Origin of the sequence: Pseudomonas sp. Irchel 3A18, assembly GCF_900187465.1 — a bacterium.
GTDB classification, from domain to species: Bacteria; Pseudomonadota; Gammaproteobacteria; order Pseudomonadales; family Pseudomonadaceae; genus Aquipseudomonas; species Aquipseudomonas cichorii.
The window spans coordinates 529,684-544,945 of sequence record NZ_FYDI01000005.1 but is presented as its reverse complement, the minus strand read 5'-3'; the positions used below and the strand labels follow the sequence as shown (position 1 = coordinate 544,945).

Below are 15,262 nucleotides of genomic sequence, written 5' to 3'. Positions count from 1 at the left end.
CGACTACATCGAGATGTTCTACAACGCAAAACGCCGGCATGGTTTCAACAATCAGCTGTCACCGGTAGAGTTTGAAAAGCGTTACGCAATGAGCTTGCAAGGTGTCTAGAGAATCCGGGGCGATTCAGGACGCCGATTACGGTGATCAAGCTACCTGTTGCTCCATTGCTCTTGGAGAAATGTAATTGTTGTCACCATGGAGTCTAACTCGGTGGTGCCGCATGAGGCAGCAGTATACCCATTCTGACTTCTTAGATTTCAGGATAGCCTTTGGCGGGCACACATTCTGATATGAGCGTGCGCAAAGAGTTGTACCGTTGGTGCGTTGTCTTGCCACTGGCCTCTGCAGCTTATGTTTGTGATGGCATGCTAAAGCGGTTCGGACGGGTAGTGCTGCCTGGTGAGTACGCCTCCTCTGAGTGTGGAAGCCTTAAGGCCCAGTCCGCGGCTTTTTGCATTCAAGAAGTCGCTCCGTGCTTCACGTGCAGTACTGAAGATTGACAGGAATGTGCTACCGCTCTTTGCTGAGTATTCGGGCTAGTGGGGGCATCTAAGAAGCATGGTGCTAATCGTGCTCGACGCTTGTTTGGCAGTACTTCAAAAACCCAAGCAAAACAGTTGTTACAGCCGGCAGCATCAGTGACAGCACGTAGCAGGCGATACTGATCAGGATGATGCGTCCATTCGGTTTGCCATGGGCGCTATCAAATGCGGTGTGCATCCATTTTTTCTCTTTATACGGGGAGCGGAACGCCGTAAGCGTCCGGCCAACACGGCTGGTGTCATCAGTTGATTTGATTTATGGCGTTCATCAGGTAGAGGTAAACCGGATTGCAGGCCGTTTGAGGCCAGTCAAACGAACTGCGGACAGCCCCTCAATCTAATCGCTTCTGTAGAAAAAAACGCTTATGTTCTGGAGGGAAATCATTGAGGTGCCCAAACTCAGTGAAACCGTGTCGCTCATAGAAAGATGGGGCCTGGAAATCAAAAGTATCGAGCCAGATTCCAACGCAGTCTTTTTCGCGCGCGACATCTTCCGCCATGTGGATCAGTCGTGAGCCTATGCCTTGGCCCCTGGTTTGCTCGGGTATCGCAAGTAGTTCTATGAATAACCAGCGGTAAAATATTTCACCGTAAAGGCCCCCAATCACTTCGCCGGTCTGTTCATCACGGACTAGCAAAGCGATTGTCTCAGGCTTGGGGTCACCTGCCTGAGAAAAATTATGAGCCCGCAAAGGTCTGAGGATGGCCAGGCGCTCTTCCTCTCCCGGGTCGATCATCATTTCTATACGAGCCGTCATCACTAATCCTTTAGGTATTCAAACTGATATGGATAAACCTCGGCCCCAATTTGATCTCAGAGCAAACGCCGATAGACATCCTACGGGGTCAGAAGGATTTCCACACGTACGGGATTAACTGCTCAATCTCTCTCGCTCGCAGCGTTGGCAAATAAGTCAGGACTGCAAATAACCAATAACCGGCGCAATGCTGCTCAATTGCGGGGCCTTGGCAATAACGTCGTCTGCCTGGCACCAGGGGTAACCGAGGCCTTGCAGCCAGTTCATCACCGGTATCAGGTCTGCGGCCGGGCTGACCTGCATGTGATCAATGGTAATGGTCAGATGCACGACGAGCCCGGACTGAGAGTCAAAGCGCCAGTCATACTGACCGCAGCCGACACGTACTGCTCCTGTTTCCTTGACGGTCATCCCCACCAGCCATTTGCAGGTGTACGCCGAGGCATCGCTCACCGGTGGTTCACCGAGGCAGAAGGTGTAAACGTTTTCATAGGTCTGGCCAAAGCCACGTACCAATGTTTGCGCAATGGCACCCAGCCCTTCCAGCGTGGACGGAAATGAAATGGCGTCGGTATGCACGAGCATTTCAACCGTGGCTTCGGGGCTGAATGCCTGGCGCAGAAGATCAGGTCGATTGCCATCCTTGGCCAGGATGTACTGTTCTATGGAGTGGCGGTTGTTCGGCACAGGGTTGGCCAACAGTGTGCTCATTAGTTATAGGTACTCCATCACTGCGGTAATAGGGGGAGTCATTGTTTGAGCACCGAGTTGGCGGTGTCTATCCAACAATAATCGCGAGACATGTTCAGTTTAATTGAACAGGCAAGTTGCTCTTCGCGAATAAATTCGCTCCTACGCGGGCTGCGTGGGAGCGAATCGGGCGGCGCTCCGCTCATTCGCGAAAAAGCCTTAACGCACCTCCACCTGAGCCAGCGACCGCTCCAGCTCAGCCTTGGCCATGCCAATCAAATGCACCACCGAAAACGCCAGGTCGCGTTTCGGGCCGTTGAGGCTGTCTCCGGTTTCGTAGGCTGTGGCTGCTGCGCAACGCAGCAGGGCGTTGACGTGCAGAAGGGATTCTTCGAGGTTTTTATGCGGTGGATCGGGGGTTACTTTGATCATGAAGGTTGCCTGTGAGGTAAGGCCACCTGCCATTCGCTGCTAAACAAACAATGGGTGGCGACTTTGACGCGGGTTAGCAGACCGGGGCAACCTACAAATCCGGCGCACTCGAAAGTGCCCCACGCAAAGCCGCCATAAGCGGTACTTGCGCGTTGTATGTCACCCACAGGCTGCTAAACCCGATCACTGATATTCAGCGACGACCGCAGCCTAGAGCCCGAAATCACCCCGCGCAAGGGCTCGGGATTTTCTCGGAAACTTCATGCAGATGAAAGGGAAAAGGGTGTCGGAATGGGTTGTAGGAGGCGGTTTTTTGGTTAGCGGACGTAAAATTCGCGAGGGAAAAAGTCCAGCCCGTCACTCATGCAGCACGGCCCTGAAAAATATTTTCAAAAAAATGTGAGGTAACCACGCCTGCCATCCGTGTAAGTAAATGGGAATTATTCCTTTTACTATGCCGGAGTCATTTACGTGGCCAATACGCTTTCTCGCCTGAACGCTTCTGTTCTTCTCTGTTGTGCGCTGCCTTGTCTTGCGGTGGCTGCCGAGCCTGCCACTGAGCTGCCTGCCAGTGTCATCCAGTCTACCTCCGACGCTGACAGTTACACCCGTACGGAAACATCCACGGCGAGCAAGGGGTCCACGCAGATTCGGGACGAGGCGCAAACCGTCAATACGGTTGCCGCGCAGACCCTTGATGACTATCAGGTCAAGGACCTGAACGATGCGATGCGTTTTGTCAGCGGCGTCACTCAGACCAACACCTTGGGTGGCACCAAGGATGCGTTGATCAAGCGCGGGTTTGGCAGCAACGATGACAACTCGATCATGCGAGACGGGATTCGCTCGGCTATTGGTCGTAACCTGGGGGCAACCACCGATCATGTGGAGGTGCTCAAAGGGCCGGCGTCGTTGATGTACGGCGCACTGGAGCCCGGTGGGCTTATCAACGTCATCAGCAAGCAACCGCAGTTCAGCCGCAGCACGACGCTGACCGGATCCGGTTTCAGCGAGGGCGGTGGTTCGTTCGGTCTGGACACGACCGGCCCGCTGGGTGATACCGGACTGGCTTATCGTTTGATCGCTGAGCGCGGCCACGAAGATTACTGGCGTAACTATGGCGTTGACGAGCACACGCTCATTGCGCCGTCGATTGCCTGGGTGGGCGAGCGTGCGAGTGTTTCCCTGGCCTATACATACAACGATTACTCCAGCCCGTTCGATCGCGGCACGGTGTTCGTCAATGGTCGCCCCGCCGACATCAGTTATCGCGATCGTCTGGATGAGCGTTGGGCCAAGACAGTTGGCATAAGCCAGAGCACGACCGCGAAATTCGAGTACCAGCTCAATGAGGCATGGCGCAGCCGGCTGACCTATGGCTGGACTCAGGATCGCTACAGCCTGGCGATAGCCCAACCGAATACGCTGACCGGCAATAACCTGCGCCGGATCGCCAACGGCGGGCACTATGATTACGAGAGCCGTTATACCGCTCTGGATCTGATGGGCGACCAGCAGTTGTTCGGTCAGCGACATGAGATCACGGTCGGCGTGGACAACGAATCGCTTGATAAATACCGTGGCAAAACCTACCGCAATGCCAACACTGCCGCGGGCAACCTCAATATCCAGAACCCGGTATATGGCAATCTGGCGGAGCCTGCGACCATCAGCCCGACCCAGAGCAACGCAGAAAACAACCTCGTCACCACCTCGGTGTATTTCAAGGACAACTGGCACCTCAATGACCGCTGGATTCTGGTCTTCGGTGGTCGTCAGGAGCACTGGGATCAATACAGCGATCAGGGTCTGGGCAGTTCCTATGCGCCTGGTGCCGATTCAAATGGCGATAAATTCATTCCCTTCGGCGGGATCGTCTATCAACCGACCGAGACGGTCGCGCTTTATGCCAACTACAGCCGTTCTTTCGTGCCCAACGATGCCGATGATGCGGGCAACAGCTTCAAGCCCACTGAAGGTCGCAGCTACGAAGCGGGGATCAAATACACCCCTGTCCAGGCGCTCAACGTGAATCTGGCGGTGTACGACATCGTCAAGAAAAACCTGGTCAACAGCGTCCTGCAGAGCAACGGCGACAGCATCGACGAGGCCGTAGGCAAGGCGGGTTCCCGCGGTATCGAGCTGGATGTTACCGGTGAGTTGTCCGAGAACTGGAGCATGATCGGCACCTATGCCTATAACCGTACCAAGGTGCTGAAGAACCAGGAGTCGCCAGAGCAAGAGGGCAATCGCCTGCCCAATGCGCCCATGCACACTGCCAGTCTGTACCTGACTCACCACCTCGCGCTGCCGGCTGAAACCGGCAAGTGGCATGTCGGTGCCGGTGCACGATATGTAGGGGAGCGTCCGGGGGATAATGCCAACAGTTTCTGGATGGACAGCTACACCGTGGCCGATGCTTTTGTGCGCTGGGATCTGCCGACCCATGACTACAAGACCAGTCTGCAACTGAACATCGACAACCTGTTCAACAAGGAATACTACCCGGCCACAACCGGCAGCAGCGCGCTGCAGGTGGAGGAGGGTGCGCTACGTACAGCGCGGGTGACTGCCAGCGTTACGTTCTGATGGCGCAGGTCGGCGCTTGATATCCATCAGGCGCCTTCACAGTTTTTTTACATCGGGGCAGGTAATGTCGTAACTGCTCCTGAAAGAACCTTTAAGCCCGCTCCCCCCATCGCGGGCTTTTCTTTGCCTGAAATTCCGTTGGCTGCATGGTGCGCATGCCTCAATGCAGCGATCATTCGTTGATTGAGTCGACGCATGGCGTGGTTTTTTGGACAGTGTCCGGGCCACTATCGGATTAACAGGGAATGTCACCTCAAGGTTTCCAGAGCATGGCTCTCTTCGCTTATCTACTGCTGTTCGTCATCTTTGGAATTCTCGTTGGCTTGATCCTGATGCTTGTGCTGTTGGTGATTAAGCACGCCATTATCTGGAAGGGTGGTCAGGGCCATTGGGAGTTCGCCGATTGGGGCACTCCCTGGCCAGTCTGATTTGAGCGAGCGATGCAGTGGCGTCTCTGCATACGACGAGCGGCACATGCAGGTACTGACTCAAGAGCGTACCTGTGCAGGCACTGATTGTTTTCGCCTGATCAAAACTCGATAGCAACCTCGCATGCTCGCTGTCCTGGCAGGCATATAATAGAGCCTTTCAAGCCAGCCCCATGGATCATGTCCATTCCACTCTTGGGCAAATGGGGTGCGTACTAGCACAATAGAATTACACCCATCATTAAACTGCCCAACGGTGTCAAGAAAAAATACCCCACGCCGATCAGGTTAAAACATCCCACCCGCCGTGGAGTACCCCGCAATGATGCGACGTCTTAACCTGGCCCCCCGTTCAGCCCTGTGCTTTGGCTTCTTCTGCCTGATGCTGTTGATTCAGGGCGTGTTGTTCATGCGCCAGGCCGAGAAGCTCAATGAGGCTGAGAAACATGTTGAAACCAACGTGCTGCCCAGCGTCAAACTGCTCGGTTCGCTGGATCGGGAATTCGTCAGTCTGCGGGGTAACAATGCCCGCTTGCGCAATCCACTGGAGCCGCAGGAGCGCAAGACCAAGGCTATCAGTGATATTCAGCAGTCCCGTCAAATGATTGGTGAGTACAGCGACTCCCTGGCCAAGTTGCTTGTCACGGCTGAAGGTCGGCAAGCCTTCGGTGAGCTCAAGCAGGCCATTACCAGTTATAACGCCATTCAGGATCGCTACCTGTCGGAAACGGCAGCGGGCAATCTGGAAGCTGCGGTAAAGACGTCCAATACGGATATGAAGGCCGCTGCCGACCTGACCGAGTCCTCGCTGCAGAAGCTGATCGGCGTGAACGACATGAAAGCCAAGCGTGCGGGCGAGAAGGCCGATGCTGCTTACCACGGAACGGTGGTGATGGTGATCCTGTTCGTGGTGCTGGGAGCGACAGGCACCGTGCTGCTTGCCTGGCTGTATACCCGCAGCCTGACTGTGCCTATCAGCGAAGCGCTGGAGATCGCCCGGCGTATTGCAGCCAACGATTTGACCCAGCCCATCAAGCAAGAGGGCACCGATGAAGCGGCTCGACTGGTCGGTTCTCTGGCTGCCATGCAATCCAATCTGCGTGGTGCCCTGGCCACCATCCTGGACTCGGCGTCCCAGTTGGCTTCGACTTCCGAAGAAATGCATGTCGTTACCGAAGACGCCTCGCGCACCACTCTGCGCCAGAGTAACGAAATCGAAATGGCTGCAACCGCGGTCACCGAAATGAGCGCCGCGGTTGATGAGGTCGCCAGCAACGCTGCGGCGGCCTCGACGTCGGCGGCGCAGTCTACCAAGGCAGCGCTGGATGGCCGCGCTCAAGTGGATGAAACGGTCGCCGCGATCAACTTGATGGTGGCCAAGGTGGGAAGCACTTCGGCCGAGGTGCGTGGCCTGGCGACCATGGCCACGGATATCAGCAAGGTACTGGACGTCATTCGTGCCATCGCCGAGCAAACCAACCTTCTGGCCCTCAACGCCGCCATCGAAGCGGCCCGGGCGGGCGAGGCTGGCCGTGGATTTGCCGTGGTGGCCGATGAGGTGAGAGCGCTGGCGCATCGCACCCAGCAATCGACCCGGGAAATCGAGCAGATGGTCAGCTCGATCCAGACCGGTACTCATCAGGCGGTGACTGCCATGGAGCAGACCAGCCATCAGGCCCACAGCACGCTGGAACTGGCCAATGGCGCCGGGCTTGCTGGCCATTACCGACTCCATCGGCCAGATCAACGAGCGCAATCTGATGATCGCCACCGCAGCCGAAGAGCAGGCTCAGGTGGCGCGAGAGGTCGATAGAAGCCTGGTGAGCATTCGTGACCTGTCGGCTCAGACTTCCGAGGGCGCGAACCAGACGACCATCGCCACTGCTGAGCTGTCCAAGCTGGCGACAAACCTGAGTCGTATCACCAAGCAATTTCAGGTCTAGGACTTGTAAAGCCGTCCGGTCATGTGGCCGGACGGAGTCTGGCGTGGTAACAGAGGGCATCAGGGCGCGGATGTTTTTTCGCCACGTAGCAAGGCACTCATCGCGTTCTTCCTGGGTGTATTTGCAGCGTTGAAGTACGCGCAAGTCATCATGTTCGGGGGCGCCGCAGCTGGCTTTATAGTTCTGATACCGGACCCGCTCTGGGCCTCATGATCCAGCTCTTTTGAAATTTACAAACGAGTGGCCGTTGCGCTTTAACCTTTACTGAAAAATGCCCGCATTCTTTCTGCCGGTAGTAGAGTATTTATTCAAAAATTACTTTGCCATTGGGTCTCCTGATTTTGAACGTTTCAGGAAAGTGGCTGTCCAAGGCGCGCTAAAATCCCTTCTTATAGCAGATGCCTCAACAGCCCTGGGTGATGCACTGCCGAAAAACTCTGCACGAAAACCTGACCAGATTGTCCGTTTTTAGCGTAATTATGGTGGCTTCATGCTCGTTTTTCGTCGTGTCCGGCTGTTGTCCGAGCAGGTGTTGATTAAATGGATGTCGGTAATAAACCCAACGTTAATGAAGAACGAGTGCTCAACTATTGTCAGGGGGCAGAAGGGGTCTGGCTTTACAATGTGTGATGTGAGCTGTCAGTTGTTTTTATTGTCAGATTTAATAAGTATCAAATTTTCCAAGTCTTTTCCGTTTGCTTTTTTCCAAGTAAGCCTGCCGACGAGTTGGCAAGTTTCTCGACGTGCATCACTCGGCAGCAGGTCATTGAATTTTTATTCTTCTAACTTGAAACGCTTCAACGAAAACGCCGACAAGTCCACCTCACTCTTTCCATGAATACACTGTTGGGCCAGTGCCTGTCCAAGTCCGGCGGAATGTTTGAAGCCGTGCCCCGAGCAGGCGGATACAACGGTCACGTTTTTAAGGCGAGGGTGTTCATCGATGATGAAGTGGTAATCCGGTGTCACCGTGTAGGCGCATACTGAGGATCTGACGACCCTGGAGGACAGCCCGGCTATCTTGCCGCTGACCTGGGTCCGGAACATGTCCTGCTCTTCTGCCGCCGTGATGGTCCGCTCCAGGGTTTCTGGTTGCGAGACGTCGACGTATTGCTCGGTGGCCATCTTCATACTGCCTTCGCCAGCCAGCGGCGGGAAGCCGTAGTTGATATCCACCTCGCCCGGCCCGTGGGTGAGGATGAAGCTGGGTGAGACGGGCGCGAAGACCGCCTGATCTTCCAGTTCAAACCAGAACAGCTTTTGCCGGCAGACCCTCAGCAATCGATCGAAAGGCGCTCCGAGCAGGTCGGCAGACCACATGCCGGCACTGACGACCACCTTGTCGGCCAGGATCGAGCCTTTATCGGTCGTGATGCGTACGCCTTCGCCATGAGTCTGCAAGTGAGTGACGGTTTCGTCTGTCAGGACTTTGGCTCCATGGGCTTTGGCCTGCTGGAGTTGCACGGCAATACAGCGCTCTGGCCGCACATAACCACCGTCGGGCTCGAAGTAGCCGATGGCGCTATCCAGTACCGGCGCAAACTGCGGGAATCGCTGGCGAATGGAGGGTGCTGACAGAACTTCGTGCTCCACGCCATAGGCTTGAGCCAGCTGGATGGTCTTGTGAGTGAAGTCCTGCGGGTCTTGCGGGTCGTAAGCCGGGTGGGAGCTCATCACCAGCACGCCGCACTGCTCGAACAGAGACTCGCCGGACAGCGCCTCCAGATCGCGCCATATGGCGTGAGAGTTGCGCACCAGCGGCAGATATTGCGGGCCTTCACCGACGGAAAGACGGGTGATGCGCGTATCACCGTGGCTGGAGCCATAAGTATGTGGCGGGTTGTGGCGATCCACGCCAATGGCATTGACCCCGGCTTTGGCCAATTGATAAAGGGTTGCCGCGCCCATGGCTCCCAGGCCCAGAACTGCCACTTCGCACCGTTGTTCCATCTGCAGGCCGCCTCGAAAAAGCGCTTATTTCAGAGAACCAGTGCATTTGAGGCAACAGTCAAAAAGGCATAAGCACAGGCCTGAACTGCATAGTCTTGTCGAATCGGTGGGTAAGGGGAGGGCGTGCAAAAAACTTCACACCGTCGATGATTTTTGACTTGCGCTCTCCTGTATTTTTCAGGTCCGGATTTTTTGAAAAGTTGTCCACGGAAAACGTGGGTATGTCTGTGGGTAACTTTTTGTAAGCCACGTTCTACGTGGCCTGTGGCTGTGTGGTTATTTTATGAACAGCTCGTGAAATGTACCTGCCCCGTGACCTTTGGAGGGCTGAAAATGGATCCTGAATTCGCGAATAAGCGCACAGAATCCGATTATTTTTTCAGCTTTTTTTCGCGCTTCCGGCGCCCGTGAGTCGATTGGCCATCAGGTCCAGTGCCGAGCAGATGATGAAGTACACCAGAGCGATGAACAGGAAAATCTCCGTGGGGTACACCATGACCCGGTTGCTGACCTGGGTTGCCACGAACGACAGCTCTGCGACACCGATCACATAGGCCAGCGAGGTATCTTTTATCAGCGAGATCCATTGATTGAGGAATGAAGGCAGCATGATCGGCAGTGCCTGGGGCAGGATGATCAGGCGCAGCACTTGCCACGGGCTCATGCCCAGCGCCTTGGCGGCTGCCCATTGGCCTGAAGACAGGCTGAGGATGCCCGAGTGGACGGAGTGCGCCAGGTAGGCGCCGCCAATCAGCGAGAGGGCGCAAACCACGGTGAGCAAGGCCGGGACATCGATCTTGAACAGGATCGGCAACAGGAAGTAGGTCCAGAAAATCAGCATCACCACCGGAATGGCGCGAAAGAAACCCAGCACTCCCAGCAATACCCAGCGTGTCCGGCCGCGCACCAGTACCAGGGCCACTCCCAGCACCAGGCCCAATGCGGCGGCCAGAACGCCTGACAGCAGGCTGAGAATCAGCGTCAGTGCCGCACCGCCCAATGGCCCGTCCGGATACGCGCCCACCATCAGGTAGGCGAAGTTGTCGCTTATGACTGAAAAGTCCACGATCAGGCCGCTCCCTGGCGATAACGCTTGCTGTGCTGGATCATCTGGCCGATGGCTTCGATCAGCGCGATGCTCACGATGTACAGCAAGGTGGCGATACCGAAGGCCTGGAAAGCCTTGAAGGTTTCGGTTTCGACCTGACGCGAGGCATAGGACAGTTCGGCCAGGCCGATGGCCATGGTCAGCGAGGAGTTTTTCAGCACATTCATGTATTGCCCCAGCAATGGCCCAAGCGCCGTGCGCACGGCCTGAGGCAGCACGACATAACGCCAGACTTGCGCGGGGCGCAGCCCCAGAGCTTGTCCGGCAGTGCGCTGCTGGGCGCGCACCGAAGCGACACCGGCGCGAAACTCTTCGGCGATGAACGCACTGCTATAGAGCATCAGGCCCCAGAAACCGGCAATGAACTCGAATGACGGCCATTCGATCAGCAGGCCGGCCAGGTTCACTTCGTGTGGCATGTTCAGCCAGCTGACCAGCGCTTCAGGCAACAGGGCGCTGACCCCGAAGTACCAGAAGAACAACTGCACCAGCAGAGGCGTATTGCGAAACAGCGACAGATAGCCCCGTGCAGGCCAGGACCAGAGACGCGAAGAGGAAATGCGTGCCAGGCAGACAAGAAAGCCAAGCGCTGTGGCGCTCAGGCAGACCAGGATCGACAGGCCTAGCGTGAGCAGAAATCCATCGAACAACAAATGCAGGTATTGCGGGCCCAGCAGTTCACCGAACATCAGATGCAACATCCATCCAGAATTGAAAGAGCCCGCCGGGTTGTCCGCAGCGGGCTACCGAGAAACGGGTCGCTCGGGATCAGCTCTTGTCACCGATCTTGAACAGACGGGCCAGAGGTGTCGGGGTGTTCGGGCCGAACCAGGTGTCATAGATTTTCTGCGCCTGACCCTTGGATTCCAGCTCTACCAGTGTCTGGTTGACGAACTCGGTCAGTGCGGTTTCGCCTTTCGGAATTCCGACTCCGATCAGGTCATTTGAGATGGTGAAGGGCGGGACTTCGTATTTGTCCTTGTCCGGCACATTGGCCAGCAGGCCGATCAGTTTCGGACCGTCCTGAGTGATAGCCTGCACGTTACCGTTGCGCAGTGCGGTGAAGGCAAAAGGCGTATCATCGTAGGCAATCACTTTGGCACCGGGGAATTTCTCGCGCAGCACGCCTTCGTTGACAGTGCCTTTGTCGACGCCCACGCGCCATTTGTTCAGGTCATCCTGATTCTTGAGCGTTCCTTTCTTGACGATGAACTGCTGGCCCGAGGAAAAGTAGGGGATGCTGAAGTTCACCTGCTCGGCCCGCTCCGGGGTGATGGTGAAATTGGCCAGAACCAGATCGACCTTGTTGGCGACCAGTAGCGGCACCCGGTTTGCAGGGTTTGTGGGTTGCAATTGCAGCTTCACACCCAGCTTGTCGGCGATGGCCTTGGCGTAATCCACATCCAGGCCCTCTATTTGCTTGCTTTTTGCATCTACAAAACCGAACGGCGGATTGCTGTCGAAAGCAGCCACCCTCAAGACACCGGATTTTTTGATGTCTTCCAGGCGGTCGGCATGAGCCAGACCCGAGAGCACGGCGAGGGACAGGGCAGTAATGGCAGTCAATTTTTTCATGAGTTCTCAACACTTTATGGATGATTCTGACGATGAGTGTTGCAGCTCATGGGTGATCTTAAAAAGAATATAAAGGAATCTTGTAATTCTTTTTTGGAATATTCAGGGTCGTGTGCTCCTTTTCATGCAGTGAGCGTCACAGGGCGCTTATGCGTGCAGTTGTTAGAGCGCGCAGGACATGTATATGAATCAAGGTGAAAGATGTGCCAGAAATATACGACGGTTTTATTACGCGTTCGGAAAACCGAATAAGAACGCACTTTCCCTACCATAAACGGCCGGGCTCTTAAACGACTTGCAAAGTTGCAAAGCCGCCTCGGTGCAATGAGGCTTTCGTCTCGGTTTTTACATGCTGCCTGTCACCCCGGTGCCTTTACCGAGAAATCAATGGTTTTAATAGAAAATCAAAACGAGATAATTGCTGGACGTTAATTTAAAGTACCCGTTTCGCGGCGTCAGTCGTCGGCAGACTGCCGAGATCCGTCGGCGAGGGTATTCCTGATATTCAGCGGAAGTGTTTATCATCGCAAGGAGATGGATGGATGAGGGCTTTATGAATACTGACTCTTCGCAGATGGAGCATGAGGTCCTCGATATCTTTGGCACGCTGCAGTCGTTTATCCGCAAGGCGGCTCCGCTCAACGTCGACATGGTGCTGGAGGGGGAGACGGGCACCGGCAAGGACACCCTGGCACGACGCATTCACCAGTTGTCGGGTCGCGAAGGTCCTCTGGTCGCACTCAACTGCGCCGCCGTGCCCGAGCAACTGGCCGAGAGTGAGCTTTTCGGGGTCATGGCGGGGGCATACACCGGCGCATCCAAGTCGCGGGCCGGCTATATAGAAGCGTCCCACAACGGGACGCTTTATCTGGATGAAATCGACAGCATGCCGTTGCTGCTCCAGGCAAAGCTGCTGCGCGTGCTGGAAATGCGCGGAATAGAGCGCTTGGGCTCGACACGTTTCGTGTCGCTGAACCTGCGTGTGATTGTCGCGACACAGACGCCGCTGGAGAAACTGGTAGAGGAGGGCAAGTTTCGGCGAGATCTGTTTTTTCGCCTGAACGTCATCAAGATCCAGTTGCCTACCCTGCGTTCGCGCCTTGACCATCTTCCTTCGTTGTTCGAGCGTTTCGTCATGGAGACGGCTCAGAAGCACCATCAGCCGCTTCCCCAGCGTGATCCTGCCGTGCTCAACCGCCTGCTCAGTCATCGCTGGCCCGGCAATATCCGCGAGCTTAAATGCGCGGCAGAGCGTTTCGTGCTGGGCATGTCACCGCTGGGCACCGACGAAGATCCGCACCTGGAAGGCAATGTTCCTCTCAAGGGGTATCTTCGCCAGTTCGAAAAGGCGCTCATTCAGGATTGTCTGTCGCGTCATCCCAAGTGTATCGAGTCCGTGATCAGTGAACTGGGCATTCCCCGACGCACCCTTTATCACCGCATGAAAAGCCTCAGTATCAACTCGCCGGAGCCGTAGTTTTTTATTTACTTCCTCATTCGTGCGTTCGCATGGAACCGCTTCTGAAAATCGACCACTCAATGTTCGAACACCAATTTGGTGTCCAAACCATCTCGATGATCAGGAGTAATAACTATGGCTGGTACCGCTTCCCTCGGCGCTTCGATGTCCGCAATGACCCTGATGGACTCTACTGCTGCTGCAACCACAATGATGAACGCCGAAGCACAATCGAACAAAATGCAGACAGATACCATCAACGGTATCGCCAGCGCCTACCAGGATTCTGCCACCAAGGCGCAGAACGCTGCTCAGCAAACCGGTAAGGCGATCAACTACTAAGTGGTTGCCGTGCCCTCTTGGTTCACCCCAGGAGGGCTTCAACCTGTTCGGTTTCCAAGGAGTAAATCCATGATTCCTTCTTCTTCGTTAGGCGCTGCGCAAGGCACCACTTTCCAGAGCTCCTTCGCAAGTACGCAAATGTCTACCATGCAGTCCGACCCTAACGGAAGTGCTGGCAAGATCGCTTCATTGCTGGGTGATTCGCTGTTTGAAAAGTCGGGCAGCGGCGCCAACATCCGTAACACTGACAATCCGTTGCTTGGCATGGTTGCCGACTACATGGATCGCAATCCTGACGAGTTCGGAAAACCGCACGACGCCAATGGCAAGGTCAATGGCTGGCGCGACGAGCTGTCGGAAGACAAGTACCTCAACAGTAAGGAGAAAGAATCCTTCACTAAAGGTCTTGAAGGTCTGATCAACGAATTCCTCAGTGGCGGCTCCAAAGGCCAGAACGTCTCTGGTGGTTCGGGTTTCGGTACGGGGAACTCGGGTTTCAATACTGGTAACAATACCGGCACCCATTCCTCGTCGGGCTGTGGTGGTTCGGCAGCCAGCAACGGAGCTTCCGGTGGTGGCCTTCAGGAACTGCTGGCCGCATTGCTGGGCAGCCTGGGCGAGGAAAAACTCGACAACCTGCTGACGCCCAATACTGCCCCGAATGCCAAAAGCGGCCAGATGAGCTTCAACTTCGAGGACAAAGACGTTCTCAAGGAAGTCTCGCGCTTCATGGACATGCATCCGGAAGAGTTCGGAAAACCGGACGGCAAGTCGAAGGACTGGATGGGGGAGCTCTCCGAGGGCGACAACGTCATGTCCAAGGCTGAAGGCGAGCAGTTCCAGAAAGCCATCAACATGATCAAGGGCGAAATCAAGGACAGTGCTCAGGGCAATTCGCTGGGCGGCCTGTTTCCCAATGCGGAACAGAATTTCCAGAACGGTGGCGCCGGCAACACCTTGAAGACCGATGCGAGCATCGCGGCGGGCAACGTTCTGTCCGTTCTTGTTCAGCAAAGCGTCACCGACTATCGCGGTTGATCTGTAAACCTTCGTCTTGGCAGGAGAAAGCAAACATGGCCGTTACTCGCGTATCAACTCATCACACTGGCCTCTTCGAGACAGAGGTGACATCGCCACCGTCTGGCCCTACTCCTGCCGAGGCGGACATTGCCTGGTTCAATGCCGCCATGCGCTCTGCAGATCCCAAGCCTGCCAGCGATTCGCAAATGCTGGTATCGCCTATTTCCAAGGCATCGACCGCTTACCAGAAAGAGTCGGAAAGGGTTGATCGAGACCTGCAGCGAGCCGCTCGCTCGAGCGATCCGAAAATGGCAATGGATGCCAACCGTTCCCTGTCTTCCTTTTATCTGGAAAGCCTGCTCAGCGCCAAGCTGGTAAGCAAGGCGGCCCAGACTGTGGAAAAACTGACCAGTCTGCAATAAGGC

Annotated in this window: 16 protein-coding genes; 9 read left to right on the top strand and 7 right to left on the bottom strand. The window is 55.6% G+C overall.

Annotated features, from left to right (window positions below):
• Positions 1-109 (top strand): IS3 family transposase (locus CKW23_RS26230; RefSeq protein ID WP_130926105.1); only part of this gene is annotated, 109 nt, incomplete at its 5' end.
• A gap of 766 nt (positions 110-875) precedes the next feature.
• Here the strand turns inward: CKW23_RS26230 and CKW23_RS13285 are convergent.
• From CKW23_RS13285 to CKW23_RS13275, 3 genes are all read right to left on the bottom strand, one after another.
• Positions 876-1,301: an N-acetyltransferase gene (locus CKW23_RS13285; protein ID WP_025259516.1), complete on the bottom strand. Its 426-nt coding sequence runs from the start codon at positions 1,299-1,301 to the stop codon at positions 876-878.
• A gap of 156 nt (positions 1,302-1,457) precedes the next feature.
• Complete coding sequence (locus CKW23_RS13280; RefSeq protein ID WP_051427720.1) at positions 1,458-2,012, bottom strand: hypothetical protein; 555 nt, start codon at positions 2,010-2,012, stop codon at positions 1,458-1,460.
• Positions 2,013-2,210: 198 nt separating this feature from the next.
• Positions 2,211-2,423, bottom strand: a complete 213-nt coding sequence (locus CKW23_RS13275) for a DUF6124 family protein (protein WP_025259518.1) — start codon at positions 2,421-2,423, stop codon at positions 2,211-2,213.
• 471 nt (positions 2,424-2,894) lie between these two features.
• Between CKW23_RS13275 and CKW23_RS13270 the strand changes: the two genes are divergently transcribed.
• From CKW23_RS13270 to CKW23_RS27260, 4 genes are all read left to right on the top strand, one after another.
• Positions 2,895-5,012 (top strand): TonB-dependent siderophore receptor, encoded by a 2,118-nt coding sequence (locus CKW23_RS13270; protein ID WP_095067712.1) that lies wholly within the window; start codon positions 2,895-2,897, stop codon positions 5,010-5,012.
• A 269-nt stretch (positions 5,013-5,281) separates the two neighbouring features.
• On the top strand, positions 5,282-5,440 hold the full coding sequence (locus tag CKW23_RS26465) for a hypothetical protein (RefSeq protein WP_159918424.1): 159 nt from the start codon (positions 5,282-5,284) through the stop codon (positions 5,438-5,440).
• 322 nt (positions 5,441-5,762) lie between these two features.
• Complete coding sequence (locus CKW23_RS13265) at positions 5,763-7,253, top strand: methyl-accepting chemotaxis protein (RefSeq protein ID WP_143498938.1); 1,491 nt, start codon at positions 5,763-5,765, stop codon at positions 7,251-7,253.
• Positions 7,201-7,383, top strand: coding sequence for a hypothetical protein (locus CKW23_RS27260; protein ID WP_371856564.1), 183 nt, complete (start codon positions 7,201-7,203; stop codon positions 7,381-7,383). Before CKW23_RS13265 ends, CKW23_RS27260 begins: the two co-directional genes overlap by 53 nt.
• 774 nt (positions 7,384-8,157) lie before the next feature.
• On the opposite strand, the gene solA is transcribed toward CKW23_RS27260, so the two are convergent.
• The 4 genes from solA to CKW23_RS13240 all read right to left on the bottom strand — a co-directional run bounded on the left by solA (position 8,158) and on the right by CKW23_RS13240 (position 12,016).
• Complete coding sequence (gene solA, locus CKW23_RS13255) at positions 8,158-9,333, bottom strand: N-methyl-L-tryptophan oxidase (protein ID WP_095067710.1); 1,176 nt, start codon at positions 9,331-9,333, stop codon at positions 8,158-8,160.
• Between the two features lie 379 nt (positions 9,334-9,712).
• Entirely contained in the window at positions 9,713-10,399 is a 687-nt protein-coding gene (locus CKW23_RS13250) for an amino acid ABC transporter permease (RefSeq protein WP_095067709.1), read from the bottom strand.
• A 2-nt stretch (positions 10,400-10,401) separates the two neighbouring features.
• Positions 10,402-11,130, bottom strand: coding sequence for an amino acid ABC transporter permease (locus CKW23_RS13245; RefSeq protein ID WP_025259523.1), 729 nt, complete (start codon positions 11,128-11,130; stop codon positions 10,402-10,404).
• Positions 11,131-11,209: 79 nt separating this feature from the next.
• Positions 11,210-12,016, bottom strand: a complete 807-nt coding sequence (locus tag CKW23_RS13240; protein ID WP_025259524.1) for an ABC transporter substrate-binding protein — start codon at positions 12,014-12,016, stop codon at positions 11,210-11,212.
• Between the two features lie 553 nt (positions 12,017-12,569).
• Between CKW23_RS13240 and CKW23_RS13235 the strand changes: the two genes are divergently transcribed.
• From CKW23_RS13235 to CKW23_RS13220, 4 genes are all read left to right on the top strand, one after another.
• Positions 12,570-13,493: a sigma 54-interacting transcriptional regulator gene (locus CKW23_RS13235; RefSeq protein ID WP_038400296.1), complete on the top strand. Its 924-nt coding sequence runs from the start codon at positions 12,570-12,572 to the stop codon at positions 13,491-13,493.
• Between the two features lie 117 nt (positions 13,494-13,610).
• Positions 13,611-13,817 carry a hypothetical protein gene (locus tag CKW23_RS13230; RefSeq protein ID WP_025259526.1) on the top strand — a complete coding sequence of 69 codons (207 nt, stop codon included), beginning with the start codon at positions 13,611-13,613 and terminating at the stop codon, positions 13,815-13,817.
• 69 nt (positions 13,818-13,886) lie between these two features.
• Positions 13,887-14,855, top strand: coding sequence for a DNA-binding protein (locus tag CKW23_RS13225; RefSeq protein ID WP_095067708.1), 969 nt, complete (start codon positions 13,887-13,889; stop codon positions 14,853-14,855).
• A 35-nt stretch (positions 14,856-14,890) separates the two neighbouring features.
• Positions 14,891-15,259, top strand: coding sequence for an EscI/YscI/HrpB family type III secretion system inner rod protein (locus CKW23_RS13220; RefSeq protein ID WP_025259528.1), 369 nt, complete (start codon positions 14,891-14,893; stop codon positions 15,257-15,259).
• Positions 15,260-15,262: the final 3 nt, after the last annotated feature.

Coding starts and splice junctions, on each gene's coding strand:
- CKW23_RS27260 (WP_371856564.1), top strand. CDS start 7,201: ATGATCGCCACCGCAGCCGAAGAGCAGGCTCAGGTGGCGCGAGAGGTC.
- CKW23_RS26465 (WP_159918424.1), top strand. CDS start 5,282: ATGGCTCTCTTCGCTTATCTACTGCTGTTCGTCATCTTTGGAATTCTC.
- CKW23_RS13285 (WP_025259516.1), bottom strand. CDS start 1,301: ATGACGGCTCGTATAGAAATGATGATCGACCCGGGAGAGGAAGAGCGC.
- solA (WP_095067710.1), bottom strand. CDS start 9,333: ATGGAACAACGGTGCGAAGTGGCAGTTCTGGGCCTGGGAGCCATGGGC.
- CKW23_RS13275 (WP_025259518.1), bottom strand. CDS start 2,423: ATGATCAAAGTAACCCCCGATCCACCGCATAAAAACCTCGAAGAATCC.
- CKW23_RS13265 (WP_143498938.1), top strand. CDS start 5,763: ATGATGCGACGTCTTAACCTGGCCCCCCGTTCAGCCCTGTGCTTTGGC.
- CKW23_RS13245 (WP_025259523.1), bottom strand. CDS start 11,130: ATGTTCGGTGAACTGCTGGGCCCGCAATACCTGCATTTGTTGTTCGAT.
- CKW23_RS13230 (WP_025259526.1), top strand. CDS start 13,611: ATGGCTGGTACCGCTTCCCTCGGCGCTTCGATGTCCGCAATGACCCTG.
- CKW23_RS13225 (WP_095067708.1), top strand. CDS start 13,887: ATGATTCCTTCTTCTTCGTTAGGCGCTGCGCAAGGCACCACTTTCCAG.
- CKW23_RS13240 (WP_025259524.1), bottom strand. CDS start 12,016: ATGAAAAAATTGACTGCCATTACTGCCCTGTCCCTCGCCGTGCTCTCG.
- CKW23_RS13220 (WP_025259528.1), top strand. CDS start 14,891: ATGGCCGTTACTCGCGTATCAACTCATCACACTGGCCTCTTCGAGACA.
- CKW23_RS13235 (WP_038400296.1), top strand. CDS start 12,570: ATGAATACTGACTCTTCGCAGATGGAGCATGAGGTCCTCGATATCTTT.
- CKW23_RS13280 (WP_051427720.1), bottom strand. CDS start 2,012: ATGAGCACACTGTTGGCCAACCCTGTGCCGAACAACCGCCACTCCATA.